This window comes from Paenibacillus pasadenensis DSM 19293 (assembly GCF_000422485.1).
Taxonomy (GTDB): Bacteria; Bacillota; Bacilli; order Paenibacillales; family Paenibacillaceae; genus Paenibacillus_O; species Paenibacillus_O pasadenensis.
Map to the genome: position 1 here is coordinate 37,519 of NZ_KE383857.1, position 16,991 is coordinate 54,509.

The window sequence follows — 16,991 nt, forward strand, 5'->3', positions numbered from 1 at the left end:
GCGGCGAGCGTCAGCGTGACGGTGGCGGCGGGAGCGGACAGCGGCGGCTCGGGCGTCAGCCGGACGGAGTACCGGCTGACGGGAGCGACGACGCGAGTCTGGACCGCCTACAGCGGCGGCCCGGTGGCGGTGAGCGCGGAAGGCGAGACGACCGTCGAGGCGCGCACGGTGGACGGAGCGGGGAATGTCGGACCGTCGTCATCCGCCGTCGTGCGGATCGACCGCACGGCGCCGGGTATTGCGACGATCAGCCAGAGCGTCGTCGGCTGGACTCGCGAGGCGGAAGTTCAGGTCAGCATCGCGCCGGGAACGGACGCGGCTTCGGGCGTTGCTCGCGTCGAATATCGACTTACGGCGGCAACCGTTCAAGATTGGACGACTTACACCGGCCCATTTGCCGTGACGGCTCCCGGCCAGACGACGGTGCATGCCCGGACCGTCGACCGGGCGGGCAATGTCGGGTCGCTCGTACTGGAGCCGATCCTCATCGACCGCGCCGCGCCGACCGCGCCGACGGTGACGCCGAGCGCGGTCGGCTGGACGAACGCGGCCAGCGTGAGCGTGACGGTAGCGGCCGGCACGGACAGCGGCGGCTCCGGCGTCAGCCGGACGGAGTACCGTTTGACGGGAGCGACGATGATGGGCTGGACAACCTACAGCGGCCCGCTGACGGTAAGCGCGGAAGGCGAGACGACCATCGAGGCGCGGACGGTGGACCGGGCGGGCAACACCAGCCCGGCCGCATCGGCCGTTGTGAAGATCGACCGTACGGCCCCTGCGGCTCCACAGCTTCAGTCTCCGGCGGATGGCGCAAGCCTGAGCACGGGCGAGATCGTGCTGGAAGGGATCGCCGAGCCGATGGCGATCGTCCAGGTGACGGTGAGCGGAGAATTGTGGGGAGAGGATGCGGCGGATGCGGAAGGCCGCTGGTCGCTCGCCGCTCCTGCGGCTTTGGCAGACGGCAGCTACTCGGTCGTGCTGCATGCTGCGGATGCGCTCGGCAACCGCAGCGGTCCGAGCGCGGCAAGAAGCTTCTCCGTAGACACGGAGGCTCCGGCGGCGCCGATCGTCCTCGATCCTGACCCGGATGCCTGGCTCCCCGCAGCGCCGGCATGCTTCTCCGGAACAGCGGAGCCGGGCGCTCGAGTAACCGTTCTGCTGAACGATACGGTCGTTGGCGTCACTTACGCTGTTTACAACGGAATTCCCGGCGCATGGAGCCTGCCGGCTCCGAGTCCGCTCGCCGACGGAACATATCGGCTGAGCGCCGTGGCGGCGGATGCGGCAGGCAATGCCAGTCCGGAGTCCGAGCCTTCGGCGTGGACGGTGGATACAAGGCCTCCTGATGCGCCGTCCATTCTGCTGCCAGCAGCGGACAGCAGCTCGTCGATTGCCAGGCCGCTGCTCAGCGGCGTCGCGGAAAGCTTCGCGCAGGTCCGGCTGTATCTGGACGGCGAGAGCATCGGCACGATCAAAGCCGACGAAGACGGAAGCTGGCGCTACGTCCCTGATCGCTCGCTCGAGCTGGGGACCTACGCCGTGCAAGCCCAGGCCGTCGATCGGGCCGGACACGCCAGCCCGCTGTCCGTGCCGCTGCGATTCACCGTCGTGTCGGGGAACTCCGGCTTGCGCGCGCTGGCCGTGACGGGACTGAAGCTGAACGAGACGGTGACGGAAACGACCTACCGCTACACAGCGAATGCTCCTTTTGAGATGGAGGAGGCGTACATCGAGGCTGAGCCGGCTCATGCCGGCGCATCGGTGCGGCTCGAGATCGGAGGCGCGCCTGCTCCGAATCCGCTGCTCCTCCGTGTCGGAGAGCAGACGGTGAGCCTTGTCGTGACGGCAGAGGACGGGACAACCGTCCAGGCTTATGAGCTGACGATCTACCGCGCCGAACCGCCGCCGACGCCGGAGCCCCCGGCAACGCCGACGCCGGAGCCTCCGAAAACGCCGACACCGGAACCTCCGGCAACGCCGACGCCGGAGCCTCCGAAAACGCCGACGCCGGAACCTCCGGCAACGCCGACGCCGGAAGTGCCGGCAACGCCGACACCGGAACCCACGGGAACGCCGACGCCGGAGCCTCCCGCGACACCGAGCCCGGAGCAGCCAGGTACGCCTGCCCCGCCTGCGACAGCGACACCGAGTCCGCAGCCGGTTCCGACGGAGCCGCCGGACACGCCGGCGCCCAGTACGGCGCCTGCCGGACCGGCAGAGCCGACGCCAGGCGGCATGCCTGCCGAGACTCCTGCGCCGCCGCGCTGCGCTTCCGGCAACGCGGCGCCCTTTACGGATCTGAAAGGCCACTGGGCCTCGCAGGCGATTGCCGAAGCGTTCGGCTGCGGCATCGTGAGCGGCTTCGCGGACGGAACGTTCCGTCCGAACAACGGGCTGACGCGAGCGCAGTTCGCAGTCATGCTCCTGAACGCGCTGGAACCGCTGCCGGACGGCGCCGATCCGCGATCCGGCGCCGACGTCGCGGCATCTTTCCGCGATGCGGCCCGAATTCCGGATTGGGCGCTGCAGGCGGTCGGTGAAGCTCGAGCGCGCGGCATCGTGCGCGGCTACGAGGACGGCACCTTCCGCCCGGACGCGGTCGTCACGCGCGCGGAAATGCTCGTCATGGCCGGCAACGCGCTGCGGCTGGAGCCGCTCGCTCAAGAGGCCGCCGCTTCGGCGCTGCGCAATGTGGCCGACCGCTCCCGCATTCCAGCCTGGGCGGCGGGCTACGTTTCCGCAGCGATCGAACGCGGCTTGGCTGGCGGCCGGCCGGACGGAAGCTTCGGCCCGGCTGCCGCGGCCACGCGTGCCGAAGCGGCGGTTCTGCTCATGCGGATGATGGATGCGCGCGACGGCTCTCCGTCGCTATAGCCGACCCGCTGACAGCAGAATGCCGAATCATACTGGCAAGCCCCGCCGCCGGGCTGCCTGAACGAGCCTCTTTCGCCAAAAAAAGGCTGTCCCTCCGTCGACTTCATCGACGGGAGACAGCCTTTTTCCTGTTGCGGCGATGCGCCGCGCTAATTCGCGTACAGCCGCTGGACGGCATCCTCGAAATCGGCTTCGCGCATGCGCGCGTCCTCGAGCTCTCCGTACGCCTCCAGCTTGCGCAGCACGTCCATGAAGCGGCTTTGCTCCAGGCTGCACTGGACGGTGAGCGTCCGCTCCTGGAGGCCGACTGCGGCGAGGCTTGCGGAGTCCAGCCGCTGCAGGGCGCTCCACGCCGCCTGCGCCTGCTCGAGCGTCCGGTACGTCGCCTCGATCGACGCCGGCATGCCGATGCGCGAGCGCAATCCGCCGATCGGCCCGTCGTAGCTGAGCGTGCCGTCCGTGAGCACGAGCACGCGGCCGCACAGCTGCTCGATGTCGTCCATGTCGTGGGTCGTCAGCAGGATCGTCGTGCCGAGCTCCTCGTTGATGCCGCGCAGCAGGGAGCGGATATCCCGCTTGGCGGAAACGTCGAGGCCGATCGTCGGCTCGTCGAGAATGAGGATGGGCGGCTCATGCAGCAGCGCGGCAGCGAGGTCGCCGCGCATGCGCTGGCCGAGCGACAGCTTGCGCACCGGCGTGTCGAGGAATTCGCCAAGCCGCAGCAGGCCGTCGAGCTCGGCAAGCCGCGCTCGGCGGCGCTGCGGATCCATGCGGTACATCGCGCCGAGCACCTCGAACGAGTCCCGCAGCGGCAGGTCCCACCACAGCTGCGTGCGCTGCCCGAACAGCACGCCGAGCGTGCGCGCGGTCTCGACCCGGCGGCGATGGGGATCGATGCCGCCGAGCCGGACCGAGCCCGAGCTCGGATGCAGGATGCCCGACAGCATCTTGATCGTCGTCGACTTGCCGGCGCCGTTCGGGCCGATGAAGCCGGTGAACTCGCCGGAGGCGATCGTGAAGCTGACGTCGCGCACCGCTTCCTTGACGAAGGTCGGTCCGCCGATCAGCGAGCGTAGTCCTTTGCGCGGACCGGGCTTTCGCAGCTTGAAGGACTTATGCAGATGGGCGGCTTCGATCATGAGAGACAGGCCTCCTTGTTTGAATTGGAATCGGAATTGGATTGGAATTGGAAGCGAAAGCGCTGTTACGAGCCGGTGCTCTGATAGCTGCGCAGGCCGCGGCTCCACAGCCAGCCGCCTGCGGCCAGCGCCGCGGCGGAGGCAGCTGCGCTCAGCGCGAGCGTCCAGCCGCCGACAGCGCCTTTGAGAATGAACATCGCCGGCCAGTAATTGACGAAGGCGACGGGAAGGGCAGTCGAAAGCAGCGCTTTCAGCCATCCCGGATAGATCGACAGCGGATAGCGCACCGCCGTGTGGGCGGCATCCTCCGTCATGTTCTGCAGCACCTCGATCCGCGTCATCCAGAAGCCCATGGCCGCGGTCGCGAGCCCGATGCCGAACAGCAGCAGCGCTCCGTTCACGACGGCCGCCAGCGTAAGCGGCAGCGCGACCCACAGCTCGATCGCGCCGTCCCGCGCGAGCGCGGCCAAGCTGTAGGCGAGCATCGAGGCGCCGAGCAGCGTCTCTCCGACGCGGACCGAGAAGTTCCTCGTCATGAGCGCCAGCAGCACGGGCACGGGCCGCAGCAGCAGACCGTCGAGATCGCCGCTGACCAGGTATTTCTCCAGATGATGCACGTCGGAGGCCAATGAGCGGTACAGCGCCTTGGCCAGCACCAGCACCGCGTACAGGTAGGCGGACTCGGTCAGCGTCCAGCCCTGGATCGCGCCGAAGCGCGCGAGGATGACGGCGAGCAAGGAAAACTCCACCGACGCGATGACGGCGGAGGCGATCGTGCCGAACCAGAAGTTGAAGCGGTACTGCATGCTGCTGCGGAAGCTGAAGCGGATCAGCAGCAGGTGCATGGCGATCAGGCCGCGCACGGAGCGGAGCGTCGTCATCCTCCCTGCACCTCCGTTCGGCGGCGCATCGCGCCGGTGGCGGCGAAGCAGAGCGCGGTGAGCGCCGCGCACCAGGCCAGCGAGGGCAGCACGGCGGCGATGCCGTCCATCCCGAGATAGATGCGGGTCGGTATGTACTGCAGGGACGGGTAAAACGACCAGCGGCTCAGCCAGGCGAGCCAGCCGGGCAGCCATTCGATCGGGACGAGGAAGCCGGAGAACAGCATCAGCAGCGCGTTGTTGACCCAGTGCAGCCACATCGCCTCGGTCGTCCAGAGCGAGACGGCCCCGATCAGATACTGGATGCAGAGTGCCAGGTAGGCGGCGCATAGAAGCGCGGCGAAAAATGCGGCCGTCTCGGCGAGGCCGGCGGGCAGGCGCAGCGGGACAAGGAATACGTACAGCAAGTAGATCGGCAAGCTTTTGTACAGCAGCTGGTAGGCGATCGTGCCCCACTCGCGGCTCATCATGCTGTAGAACAGATGCACGGGACGAGCAAGCTCGATGGCGATCGCGCCGGTTCTCACCAGCTGCGGCATGCCAAGGCCGAACGTCGTGAACGAGGTGACCCAGAGCAGGCATTGGTTGAGGGCGACGTAGGAGACGAGCCCGCTGAGGCCGTACTCGCCGAGATCGCGGCCTTCGCCGATGCCGATCCAGATCGACAGGTAGATGAAGCCGAACATGGCGCTTGCTCCATTATGGAGCAGATGGGAAGCCCGATACTGCAGGTTGCGGGAAAAGCTGGCGCGCGCAAGCGCGAAAAAGACCATGAGGCACCTCATTTCGAAAGATCATCCTGAAATGTCCGGAAAATAAGGTGAAATGCGGCAGAGAGCGGAAAAATATCCTACCATCTTGAAGGTGAGGATGGCAACAACTTTTTTTCGCGCGCATGGACGTAAGGGGATTGGAGCAGATTAGGAAACATACGGAAGGAAGGAGGAGCCTGAATGTCGTTATGGCTCGAGATTATTCTGCGAACGCTGAGCTCGGTCGTCGTCCTGTTCCTCGTGACGAAGCTGCTCGGCAAGCGGCAGATCTCCCAGCTGTCCCTGTTCGAATACATTACCGGCATCACGATCGGCAACATCGCCGGCTACATCTCGCTCGACACCGATACAGAGTGGTACCTGGGGTTCGTCGCCATCGGCACCTGGACGATCGTATCCGTCGGCATCGAGTTCTGGACGCTCAAGAGCCGCTGGGTTCGCGGCATCGCGGACGGGCAAGGCACGGTGCTCATCAAGAACGGGTCCATCCTGGAGACGAATCTGTTCAAGGAGCGGATCACGCTCGACGAGCTGCTCGAGCAGCTGCGCAAGAAGAGCGTATTCAAGGTGGCGGAGGTCGAATTCGCCGTCATGGAGAAGAGCGGAGAGATCAACCTTCTGCTGAAAAAGGAGAACCAGCCGCTCACGCCCGCCATGCTCGGCTGGAAGATGTCGAAGGAGACGGAGCCGCAGACCGTCATGATGGACGGCGAGGTTCTTCAGGAGCCGCTCCGCAGCACCGGCAAGGACGAGCAGTGGCTGCGCCATGAGCTGGCGAAGCTCAAGGTGAAGCCGGAGAGCGTATTCCTCGCCCAGATCGACGATCAGGGCCAGCTGGACGTGCAGACCGGCTCGCAGGACGGATCGCTCGCTCCGGCCAAGCAGACCGCGCGCCAGCAGCTGCTGCAGACGCTGCAGCAATGCGAGTCGGACTTCGAGCAGTTCGGCCGGTTCGCCCGCAGCGAAGAAGAGCGGGAGGCGCTTCTCTCCTGCTCGCGCCAGCTGAAGCAAGTGATTCGCCAGGCGCAGCCGGAGCTGAAGTGACCTCCCGCTCGAATAGCTACTATATAATATGAAGAAACAGAACGAGGGCTGTCAGCGCCGCGGCTTCTCGCCGCGCGCCAGTCCCGGACTGCCGAAGCTGCCGCTGCTCGGGTTGCTGCCGGCATGGCCGCTCTGCGAGATCGAGGTTCCTTCGACGCTCTTGCCCTTCGCGGCGCGTTCCTTGATGAGGTTGAGCGGCACCGGCATGGCGGCTCCGCCGGCAAAATGCTTCTGCACGAGCACGTTGAAGGGCTTGACGTAGCGGTTCAGATCGCGGCCGCCCCATGACTCGCGCGCGTACTCGACGAACTGGTTGACGACGTCGCGATTGGCCGTGATATGGACCTCCTGCACGGATGGAGCGAGCTTGCGCACGCGGATGGCGATCGTCTGCTTCAGCTTGGACGACAGCTCGTTGTGGTCGTTGACGGAGAAGTAGGAATTATAAGGCGTGACGAGCTGGCGGTTGGTCCAGGTGTCGCTGCCGGTCTTGTTGTCGTAGACGCCTTCCATCCAGCCGCCGTTGTCTTGCTCGCGCATGATCTTGCTGCCGCTCTTGACGGGCTGGGTCGCGGTCCAGTCGAGCACGATGCCGACGTAGGCGTTGCGGTCCGTCAGCATGACGATGCCTTGGGCGACGCCGTTCAGGCCCGTCACCTCGCGCGACAGATGGGCGCTGTATTCCATGAAGCGGTTGTCGTGCTGGCCGGGGGTGGAGCCGGACTTGCCGTACATCTTGCTGCCGTACGCTTTCGGATCGTTCTTCTGGCGGGTGCCGTAGTTCTGGTCGCTGTCCTGCACGAGCTGCTTGTAGCCGCAGCCCGAAGCGGCGATCGACAGGACGAGCAGCGAGTGGAGCAGGGCGGTCTTGCGCGGGATTGGCATCGGTCATCAGGCCTCCTTCAGAGTTTCGAGCCATGCCGTTAGGGTTCGCTCCAGAGCTTCAAATATGCGTCCTCGGGAGCATACATAAATGCCCACGGCTTTGGTTAAAAATGATAAGGAGCCGGCGGGAGAAACATCCGTCAAGACCGGTCAAATCGCGCGAAATCGCTTTTTTGACAGCTTTGAGAACAATTTGTGAACTCTCTGTGGAACATTGACAATCAAGGGCTTCAACTTTATATTTAATAAAGTGTAATTGACATGCAGGAGTTGCCATTTTACAGCTGTGCATGAAGCATTTGCCGCAAGCCGTACATAAGGAAGAGAAAGCGTTTAACCGGCTTTTGCCGGCGGGTTTTCCAACTTCTAAATTGATTCCGTAAACGGATAGCCGCCCTCCGGCGGTTCTCCGTTTTTGCTTGGGCAAATGGCTAAAATGTCAAAAGTGGGGTTGATGAATGATGAAAAGGTGGCACCTTGCACGACGTCTCCTGCCGCTGCTCGCAGGGATGGCCTTGCTCTTGTCCGCTTGCGGACGGGAGGATTTGTCCACTCTAAATCCGCAAGGTCCGGTGGCGGAAGCTCAATTTGGATTGATGAAGCTGTCCATTCTGATCATGGTGCTCGTCGTCATCGTCGTATTCGCGCTGGCGTTCTACGTCATCGTCAAGTTCCGTCGGCGTCCGAACGACAAGATTCCGGTGCAGGTGGAAGGCAACCACAAGCTGGAGATCATCTGGACGGTCGTTCCGATCGTGCTGCTGCTGATCCTCGCCGTGCCTACGGTCAAGCATGTATTCGGCCTAGCCAAGGACTACACGAAAGATCCCGATGCGGTTCAAGTCATCGTAACCGCTCATCAATACTGGTGGGAATTCGAATACCCGCAATACGGAATCAAGACCTCCCAGGAGCTCATGATCCCGACGGGCAAGACGGTATCGGTGCAGGCGAAGTCTGCCGACGTCATCCACTCGTTCTGGATTCCGGCGCTCGCGGGCAAGATCGACACGAACCCGGGCGCGAACGTCAATACGATGTTCTTCAGCGCCGATCACGACGGCGTCTACCTCGGCAAATGCGCCGAGCTTTGCGGACCTTCCCATGCTCTGATGGACTTCAAGGTCAAGTCCGTCAACGAAGGCGCCTTCGACCGCTGGGTAGCGGCGATGAAGGAGCCGGGCAAGCTGCCGGCCGATCCGGCGATCGCCGAAGTGTTCGAGAAGCAATGCCTCACTTGCCACGCCGTCGGCGACAAGGGCTTGCAGCTGTATCCGAACCTGACCGGCATCGGCGACAAGGAGACCATCGCAGGCATCCTCGTCAATACGGACGACCCGCAGTACAAGAACGAAGGCACGACGCATGACAACTTGAAGCGCTGGATCGAAGATCCGCAAGCGGTTAAGCCTGGCAACTCCATGCCGAAGGTTGACCTGACTCCGGAACAGATCGAAGGCATCGCCAAGTATCTGTCGGAATACAAGCTGAACGTGGAGCAATAACCTATCGGTAATGAAGGGGGTACCAGCCTTGGCTCATGCACATCCGGTCAAGCGTTATACCGGTCTTATGGACTGGCTTACGACTGTTGACCACAAAAAAATCGGCATCCTTTACCTGATTGCCGGTGGATTCTTCTTCCTGATCGGCGGCCTCGAGGCGCTGCTGATCCGGGTCCAGCTCTGGAAGCCGCTCAACGACTTTGTCGGAGCGGATACATACAACGAGCTGCTGACGATGCACGGCACGACGATGATCTTCCTCGCGGCGATGCCGGTCATCTTCGCGATGATGAACGCCATCGTGCCGCTGCAGATCGGAGCGCGCGACGTCGCGTTTCCGTTCCTCAACGCGCTCGGCTTCTGGACGTTCCTGTTCGGCGGCCTGCTGCTGAACCTCAGCTGGATCGCCCAGGCGGTGCCGGATGCAGGCTGGACCTCTTACCTGCCGCTGGCGAGCCCGACCTACAGCACGCACAAAGGCGTCGACTACTACGTCCTCGGCTTGCAGATCGCGGGCATCGGCACGCTGATCGGCGGCATCAACTTCCTCGTCACGATCATCAACATGCGCGCTCCGGGCATGAGCTTCATGCGCATGCCGATGTTCACCTGGACCGTGTTCATCACCTCGGCGCTGATCCTGTTCGCCTTCCCGGCGCTGACGGTCGGCCTGGTCGCGCTGATGTTCGACCGCTTGTTCTCCGCAAACTTCTTCGAAGTCAGCGGCGGCGGCAATACCGTCCTCTGGGAGCATATCTTCTGGATCTTCGGTCACCCTGAGGTCTATATCCTGATCCTTCCGGCCTTCGGCATCATTTCCGAGGTCATCAGCACCTTCTCGCGCAAGCGCCTGTTCGGCTACAGCTCGATGGTGTTCGCGACGGTGCTGATCGGCTTCCTCGGCTTCATGGTATGGGCCCACCATATGTTCACGGTCGGCCTCGGTCCTGTAGCCAACGCGCTGTTCTCCATCGCGACGATGCTGATCGCCGTGCCGACCGGCATCAAGATCTTCAACTGGATCTTCACGATGTGGGGCGGCTCGATCAAATTCACGGCTGCCAACCTGTTCGCGGTCGGCTTCGTCCCGACGTTCGTCATGGGCGGCGTCACCGGCGTCATGCTGGCGGCCGCTCCGGCGGACTTCCAATATCATGACAGCTACTTCGTCGTCGCCCACTTCCACTACGTCATCGTCGGCGGCCTCGTGCTCGGCCTGTTCGCCGGCCTCCACTACTGGTGGCCGAAGATGTTCGGCCGCATGCTGAATGAGGGTCTCGCCAAGCTGACGTTCTGGACGTTCTTCATCGGCTTCCACCTGACGTTCTTCGTGCAGCACTTCCTCGGCCTGCTCGGCATGCCGCGCCGTGTCTGGACGTATCTGGACGGACTGGGCTTCAACACGATGAACCTGATCAGCACGATCGGCGCGTTCCTGATGGGCGTCGGCACGATCCTGTTCATCATCAACATCATCGTCACGGCCGCCAAGCCGAAAACGGCAGGCGACGATCCGTGGGAAGACGGCCGCACGCTCGAATGGTCCATTCCTTCCCCGGCTCCGGAATACAACTTCGCGCAGACTCCGCTCGTCCGCGGCTACGACGCGCTTTGGAAAGAAAAAATGGATGGCAACGACGCGATGACGCCGGCCGAGCCGATCGGACCGATCCATATGCCGTCCCCGTCGATCCTGCCGTTCCTGATGTCGCTCGGTCTGTTCATCGCCGGCTACGGCTTCATGTACGCCGAGAACGAATGGACCGGCATCATGCACGACCTGTTCGCCTCGCATGCGGTAGCAGGCGCCGGCCTGCTCATTACGCTGGGCTGCATGGTGGTCCGTTCCCTCAAGGACGACCACGGCTTCCACATCGAGCCGGATGAAATTACGGGCAAGGGGGTTAAGGCATGAGCGCACATTCGCATCTAGACGGCCAGCTGCCTCATGAGCCGGAACGCGCGACCCTGGAAGGACGCAACAAGGTTCTCGGATTCTGGCTGTTCCTCGGAGGCGAGACGGTGCTGTTCGGCACCCTCTTCTCCGCCTTCCTGGCGCTCCGCGACCAGGTCGGCGACGGCAACCCGACTAGCCAGGAGCTGTTCAAGCTCTCGCTCGTCGCGATCGCGACGGTGCTGCTCCTGACCTCCTCCCTGACGAGCGTGTTCGCCATCCAGGCGATGCACCGCAATCAGGTGAAGTCGATGCAGCTGTGGCTGATCGTGACGGTCGTGCTCGGCCTCGGCTTCCTCGGCCTCGAGATCTACGAGTTCTTCCATTACGTCCATGAGGGACATAAGTTCAGCACGAGCGCCTTCAGCTCGTCGTTCTATACGCTCGTCGGCTTCCACGGCGCGCACGTCCTGTTCGGCATCGTGTGGATCTCGCTCCTGATCGGGCAGGTCTACCGCAAGGGACTGACGGTCGTGACGGCTCCGAAGGTATACGTCGCCGGCATGTACTGGCACTTCATCGACGTCGTATGGGTATTCATCTTCACCGTCGTCTATCTGATGGGAAAGGTGGGGTAACGAATGGCAGCCAATCATACGACCCATTCCGAAGAACCCGCCAAGCGGCATAAGCACGAAGGCCCGCGCAAGCATATCGTCGCCTACATCTTCTCGATGCTGCTGACGCTCGTCGCCTTCGCGACGGTCATCGGCGGAGAGATCAACGCCTCCTTCACGTACATCCTGCTGCTCGTCATGGCCGTGCTGCAGGTCATCATCCAGATGGGCTTCTGGATGCATATGAAGGACCGGGGACATCTGTTCCCGATCGTCGGCATTCTCACCGGAGTGTTCGTCGTGTTTACGATTGTCATCATGGCGGAATACTGGACTTGGTGGTAAGCCGCGCATGACCATAGAGGAGCGTCTGCCCGCAGACCTCCTCTTTTTTATTTTGGCGGCGGGCATGACAGCGTTCGCAATATTGCCCTTTGCCTTGGCTGTCCGCATCCGGTAAAGTAAGCTTGAAGGAGATGAATCGTTATGCTTGGACTCGAATACTTCAGCTTCAAGGCGCTCTGGAGCCCTTGGCTGCTCTTCATTATGCTGGCGATGCTGATCGGCTACTTCTACCTGATCGGACCGTGGAGGCAAAAGCATCATCCGCTGGAGAAACGGCCGAGCTTCTGGCAGCAGGTGATGGCCGTATCCGGCCTCGTGCTGCTTTATCTCGCCCAGGGCGGACCGCTCAATCTGCTCGGCCATCTCATGTTCAGCTTCCATATGGCGAACATGTCGATCAGCTATCTGATCGCGCCACCGCTCCTTATCCTGGGCACGCCCGCGTACATATGGCGCTCGGCCTTCGGCGCTCCGTTCTGGAAGCGGCTGAGCCCGGTCATGAACCCGATCTTTTCGCTGCTGCTGTTCAATGTCCTGTTCTCGCTCTACCATCTGCCAGACATCCATGACTATGTGATGACGCGCTACTGGCTGCATGAGGCGTATTATCTGGCGCTCTTCATCGCCGCGATGATCATGTGGTGGCAGATCACCTCTCCGGTGCCGGAGTGGACGCGCCTGAACGGCCTGCGCAAGATGGCCTACGTATTCGCGAGCGGCGTGCTGCTGACGCCGGCCTGCGCGCTCATCATCTTCGCCGGAGAGTCCATGTACGCGGTGTACAACGATCCGAACGTCTGGGCGCAAGCGATGAGCTTCTGCGTCTCCGGCGACACAAAATGGCTGCTGGACAATTTCCAGGGGCCGATGTTCTTCAACCTCATGAGCGCCAAGGAAGACCAGCAGCTCGGCGGCATCCTGATGAAGCTCGTGCAGGAGATCATGTACGGCTGCATCCTGGGCATCATCTTCGCCCAGTGGTACCGCCACGAAAATGCCGGCAACGACAGCGACGTGCGCGGAGCCGATCCGGTCTGACCGGACGGCTCGCGCGCCTACATCCCGAAGCGGAGGAATCAGCTTGGATCTGTACACGTTATTTCCGACCATCAGCACATTCTTCATCGTCGTCAGCGCCATTCTGGTCGCCATCGGCTGGAGCTTGGCGATCAAGCGCCGGCTCGAGGCCCACAAAAAAATGATGATCGCCGGCGCCATCGCCGCGATCGTGTTCTTCATCATCTATTCGTCCCGTACGCTGCTTGTCGGCAATACGGATTGGGGCGGCCCGGATAGCCTCGCCCCGTACTATTACGTCTTCCTGATCTTCCACATCGTGCTGGCGACGGTCGCAGCCGTATTCGGCATCACGACGCTCACGCTCGGCTTCAAGGAGAAGTTCGCCAAGCACCGCCGGCTCGGACGCGTCACCTCGGTCATCTGGTTCATCACCGCGATCACCGGCGTGGCGGTCTACATCATGCTGTACATCATGTATCCGGGCGGACATACGAAGCCGGTATTCGACATCCTGTTCCGGCTGTAAGGAGCGCTGCGCATGGCGACCATCCATGATGTCGCGGCCCGAGCGGGCGTGTCCGTGACGACGGTATCCCGGGTCATGAACGACCGGGGCTATATCAGCGAGGCGACGAGAGCGAAGGTGCGGCGGGCGATGGACGAGCTCGGCTACGAGCCGAGCGAGATCGCCCGCTCGCTGCTGCGCAAGCAGTCGCATGTGTTCGGCCTGATCGTGCCGACGACGGCGCATCCCTTTTTCGGCGAGCTGACCCATCATGTCGAGGCCGCGGCCTGCGAGCGCGGCTACAAGCTCATGCTCTGCCACTCCGGGTTCGACGCATCCAAGGAAAGGGAGCTGCTCGGGCTGCTGGCGCGCAACCGCGTCGACGGCATCATCCTCGGCAGCCATGAGCTGGACGTCGAGGAATACCGCAAGCTGAAGGCGCCGATGGCAAGCTTCGACCGCAGGCTCTCGCCCGACATTCCGTGGTTCACCTCGGACAACGAGCAGGGAGGGCGCCTCGCGGCCGAGCATCTGATCGAGAGAGGCTGCTCCAGGCTCATCATGGTCAGCGGCCGCTACAAGCCGGACATGTTCACGGCCGGGCGCGCGAGCGGCTTCCTGCAAGCCGCTCGCGCAGCCGGCGTGCAGGCCGACATCGTCGAGACGGTCGGGGACGCGCTGGACGAGACCGGCTATCCGAAGCTGATGGCGCGCGTGCTCAAGCAGCATCCCCGGGCGGACGGACTGTTCTTTACGAGCGATCTGATGGCGGCCTATGCGCTGCGAGCCTGCGCCGAGGCGGGCTGGCGCGTGCCGGAACGGATCAAGCTCGTCGGTTATGACGACTCCGGCGTCAGCCGCTGGCTGCAGCCCGGCTTGACGACGATCCGCCAGCCGCTTGCGGACATGGCGGCGCTGGCGGTCGACTGCCTGGTGCGGCAGCTGGAGGGGATTCCGCTCGAGCCGGCGAGGCCGCTGCCGGTCACGCTGGTCCAGCGCGGCACGACCTGATGCTCTCCGAGGCGGCTTCGGCCGCGCGGGAGAGCTTATTTTTCAGCTGTCATGTCAAACGTTTGACACATGATGCCGGCTCATCCTATAATGCGCATATCAAGGGTGATGGCCGAGCATCGGAAGCATCGAGAGGAGAGGCGAAGGATGAGTCGCGTGTTCACAATCGGAGAAGCGCTGATCGACTGGATTCCGGCGGAGAAGGGAGTCGGACTGAAGGAGGTGACGGCCTTCTCGAAAGCGGCGGGCGGCGCTCCGGCCAACGTCGCCTGCGCGGTCGCCCGCCTCGGCGGAGCCAGCGCCTTCATCGGCAAGCTCGGAGAGGATGCGTTCGGAGACTTCCTCGTAGAGACGATGGACGAGGTCGGCGTCGACACGACGCGCGTCCTTCGCACACGCGAGGCGAATACGGCGTTGGCGTTCGTCAGCCTCAAGGAAGACGGCAACCGGGACTTCAGCTTCTACCGCAGCCCGAGCGCGGACATGCTGCTGCGGCCGGAGGAGATCGGCGACTGGTTCGCGGCAGGAGACGTGCTCCACTTCTGCTCGGTCGACCTCATCGACGCTCCGGTCAAGGAGGCCCATCGAGCGGCCATCGCCAGGTGCCGCGAGGCGGGAGGCATCGTCAGCTTCGATCCGAACGTGCGGCTGCCGCTCTGGCCGTCGCCGGAAGCTTGCCGCCAGGCGATCCTGGAGTTCCTGCCGCTCGCGCGGATCGTCAAGATCAGCGACGAGGAGCTCGCGTTCATCACGGGCATCGACGACGAGGAGGAGGCGCTGAGCTCGCTGCTGGCCGGAGACGTCGAGCATGTCATCTACACGCGCGGCCCGGCGGGCGCGACGTGGCTGAGCCGCGGCTTCCGCGCGGACGTGCCCGGCCATGCCGTGAAGGCGGTCGATACGACGGCGGCGGGCGACTCGTTCATCGGAGCGCTGCTGTACGGCGTGCAGCGGCGGCCGGATTTCCGCTCCGGCATCGACGAGCGGGCGGCGCGCGAGCTGCTCGCCTACGCCAACGCGGCGGCGGCGATTACGACGACGCGGCCGGGCGCGATCGCGGCGCTGCCGAGGCCGCATGAGGTCGAGGAGCTGCTCGCCGGCAGCCGCTGAGCGCGTCCGGCAGCAGGAGGCAGGAGCGTCCGCCTGGCGGCGGACGCCCTTCATTTTCCCGGATCGCAATCCGATATGAGTCAGATGGTACTACATCGCGCAACAAGGAGATGGACACGGTGATCGCCTTATCCGAAGCAAGGCAGAAACAGCTGGACTACATCGGACTGAAGGAAGAGGACTTGCAGCTCCTGCGGGGAGCGGCGCCCGTCTTCGAGGAGGCGGCCGACGGCATCGTGGAGGCGCTTTACGGGCAGATCGTGCGGCAGCCCGAGCTGAAGGCGCTGATCGAGCGGCACAGCTCGCTGGACCGGCTCATGGGGGCGCAGAAGCGCTATTTCCTGTCGATGACGGAGGGCGCGATCGATGAACGCTACTTCGAGGAGAGGCTGAAGATTGGCGCGATCCACTCGCGGATCGGACTGACGAGCCAGTGGTATCTCGGCACGTACATGATCTATCTCGACCTCGCCTCCGCGCATCTGGCGGCGGCGCTGCCGGACCGCTGGCGGCCGGTGCTGCATGCGCTGACCAAGATGTTCAACCTCGACTCCCAGCTCGTGCTGGAGGCGTACGAGCGGGACGAAAAGGCGAAGCTGCAGCGCATCAGCGACAGCCAGAGCGACATCCTGCACGGAGTCAACGCCGCCGTGCAGGAGCTGGCCGCCGGCATGGAGCAGGTCGGCCGCAGCGCCGATACGGTCGGCCGCCTGGCGGTGCGGACCGTAGAATCGCAGGAGCAGACGATGGCGCAGCTGGATCTGCTCGGCGAGCAGATCGGCGGCATCGAATCGATGGGCTCGGTCATGAACGGCATCTCCGAGCAGACCCATCTGCTCGGGCTCAACGCCGCCATCGAGGCGGCTCGGGCCGGCGAGGCCGGGCGAGGCTTCGAGGTCGTCGCCGGCGAGGTGCGCAAGCTTGCCCGGCACTCCAAGGAGTCGCTCGACCTCATCCAGGACAAGCTGGAGGCGATCACGGCCGCGCTGTCCCGCGTGCAGGCGCTCTCCGCCGAAACGTCGGGAGCGGCGCAGGAGCAGGCGGCGAGCTCCACGGAGCTCGGCTTGTTCATCGGCATGATCGAAAAGGTGTCGAAGGAGCTGGAGCGGCTGAAGGAAAAGGCCGAGGCGGCCGAATCCGTCTAGTCGGGGCGAGCCGGTCCGTGGCGGATAGCGCCGCCGCTCCGCCTCTTGGCCGAGCTGGCCGAACGATTGAATTGCGCCGCGTCCAAGCGATCGCTTGTGACCAGCGCCGCCGCATGCGGCAGCCCGCATCGAACCCGCCGAGGAGGCGGGGCGATGCGGGTTTTTTATCGTCTCGACCTATTGACAGAAGCAGGAAACGCTGTGTATAGTGTATATAAAGATATATACATTATATAGACCGAA

General features: G+C 63.6%; 15 protein-coding genes. 11 read left to right on the forward strand and 4 right to left on the reverse strand.

What is annotated here, in order from left to right:
* The coding region (locus H582_RS29145; RefSeq protein ID WP_043111806.1) for an OmpL47-type beta-barrel domain-containing protein at positions 1-2,874 on the forward strand (2,874 nt) is incomplete at its 5' end.
* Positions 2,875-3,023: 149 nt separating this feature from the next.
* Here H582_RS29145 and H582_RS0122470 read toward each other — a convergent pair.
* From H582_RS0122470 to H582_RS0122480, 3 genes are all read right to left on the reverse strand, one after another.
* A complete protein-coding gene (locus H582_RS0122470; RefSeq protein ID WP_028600328.1) occupies positions 3,024-4,013 on the reverse strand; it encodes an ABC transporter ATP-binding protein in 990 nt (329 codons plus the stop codon).
* Positions 4,014-4,078: 65 nt separating this feature from the next.
* Positions 4,079-4,894, reverse strand: coding sequence for an ABC transporter permease (locus H582_RS0122475; RefSeq protein ID WP_043111808.1), 816 nt, complete (start codon positions 4,892-4,894; stop codon positions 4,079-4,081).
* A complete protein-coding gene (locus H582_RS0122480; protein WP_028600330.1) occupies positions 4,891-5,667 on the reverse strand; it encodes an ABC transporter permease in 777 nt (258 codons plus the stop codon). Before H582_RS0122480 ends, H582_RS0122475 begins: the two co-directional genes overlap by 4 nt.
* A gap of 180 nt (positions 5,668-5,847) precedes the next feature.
* On the opposite strand from H582_RS0122480, the gene H582_RS0122485 reads away from it, so the two are divergent.
* Positions 5,848-6,711 (forward strand): DUF421 domain-containing protein, encoded by an 864-nt coding sequence (locus H582_RS0122485; protein WP_028600331.1) that lies wholly within the window; start codon positions 5,848-5,850, stop codon positions 6,709-6,711.
* Positions 6,712-6,762: 51 nt separating this feature from the next.
* Here the strand turns inward: H582_RS0122485 and H582_RS29150 are convergent, their stop codons facing one another.
* Positions 6,763-7,596 (reverse strand): hypothetical protein, encoded by an 834-nt coding sequence (locus H582_RS29150; protein ID WP_174817691.1) that lies wholly within the window; start codon positions 7,594-7,596, stop codon positions 6,763-6,765.
* A gap of 458 nt (positions 7,597-8,054) precedes the next feature.
* Between H582_RS29150 and coxB the strand changes: the two genes are divergently transcribed.
* From coxB to H582_RS0122540, 9 genes are all read left to right on the forward strand, one after another.
* The gene (gene coxB / locus H582_RS0122495) at positions 8,055-9,101 is read left to right on the forward strand and encodes a cytochrome c oxidase subunit II (RefSeq protein WP_028600332.1); all 1,047 of its coding nucleotides are present in this window, start codon (positions 8,055-8,057) and stop codon (positions 9,099-9,101) included.
* 10 nt (positions 9,102-9,111) lie between these two features.
* Positions 9,112-11,016 carry a cytochrome c oxidase subunit I gene (gene ctaD, locus H582_RS0122500; protein WP_043111810.1) on the forward strand — a complete coding sequence of 635 codons (1,905 nt, stop codon included), beginning with the start codon at positions 9,112-9,114 and terminating at the stop codon, positions 11,014-11,016.
* Positions 11,013-11,633 carry a cytochrome (ubi)quinol oxidase subunit III gene (locus tag H582_RS0122505; protein WP_028600334.1) on the forward strand — a complete coding sequence of 207 codons (621 nt, stop codon included), beginning with the start codon at positions 11,013-11,015 and terminating at the stop codon, positions 11,631-11,633. Before ctaD ends, H582_RS0122505 begins: the two co-directional genes overlap by 4 nt.
* Positions 11,634-11,636: 3 nt before the next feature.
* Positions 11,637-11,957: a cytochrome C oxidase subunit IV family protein gene (locus tag H582_RS0122510; RefSeq protein WP_028600335.1), complete on the forward strand. Its 321-nt coding sequence runs from the start codon at positions 11,637-11,639 to the stop codon at positions 11,955-11,957.
* A 141-nt stretch (positions 11,958-12,098) separates the two neighbouring features.
* On the forward strand, positions 12,099-12,995 hold the full coding sequence (gene ctaG / locus H582_RS0122520) for a cytochrome c oxidase assembly factor CtaG (RefSeq protein ID WP_028600336.1): 897 nt from the start codon (positions 12,099-12,101) through the stop codon (positions 12,993-12,995).
* A 43-nt stretch (positions 12,996-13,038) separates the two neighbouring features.
* On the forward strand, positions 13,039-13,503 hold the full coding sequence (locus H582_RS0122525; RefSeq protein WP_028600337.1) for a DUF420 domain-containing protein: 465 nt from the start codon (positions 13,039-13,041) through the stop codon (positions 13,501-13,503).
* Between the two features lie 12 nt (positions 13,504-13,515).
* Positions 13,516-14,493: a LacI family DNA-binding transcriptional regulator gene (locus tag H582_RS0122530; protein ID WP_028600338.1), complete on the forward strand. Its 978-nt coding sequence runs from the start codon at positions 13,516-13,518 to the stop codon at positions 14,491-14,493.
* 147 nt (positions 14,494-14,640) lie between these two features.
* On the forward strand, positions 14,641-15,603 hold the full coding sequence (locus tag H582_RS0122535) for a PfkB family carbohydrate kinase (RefSeq protein WP_028600339.1): 963 nt from the start codon (positions 14,641-14,643) through the stop codon (positions 15,601-15,603).
* 119 nt (positions 15,604-15,722) lie between these two features.
* Positions 15,723-16,748, forward strand: a complete 1,026-nt coding sequence (locus tag H582_RS0122540; protein WP_028600340.1) for a globin-coupled sensor protein — start codon at positions 15,723-15,725, stop codon at positions 16,746-16,748.
* Positions 16,749-16,991: the final 243 nt, after the last annotated feature.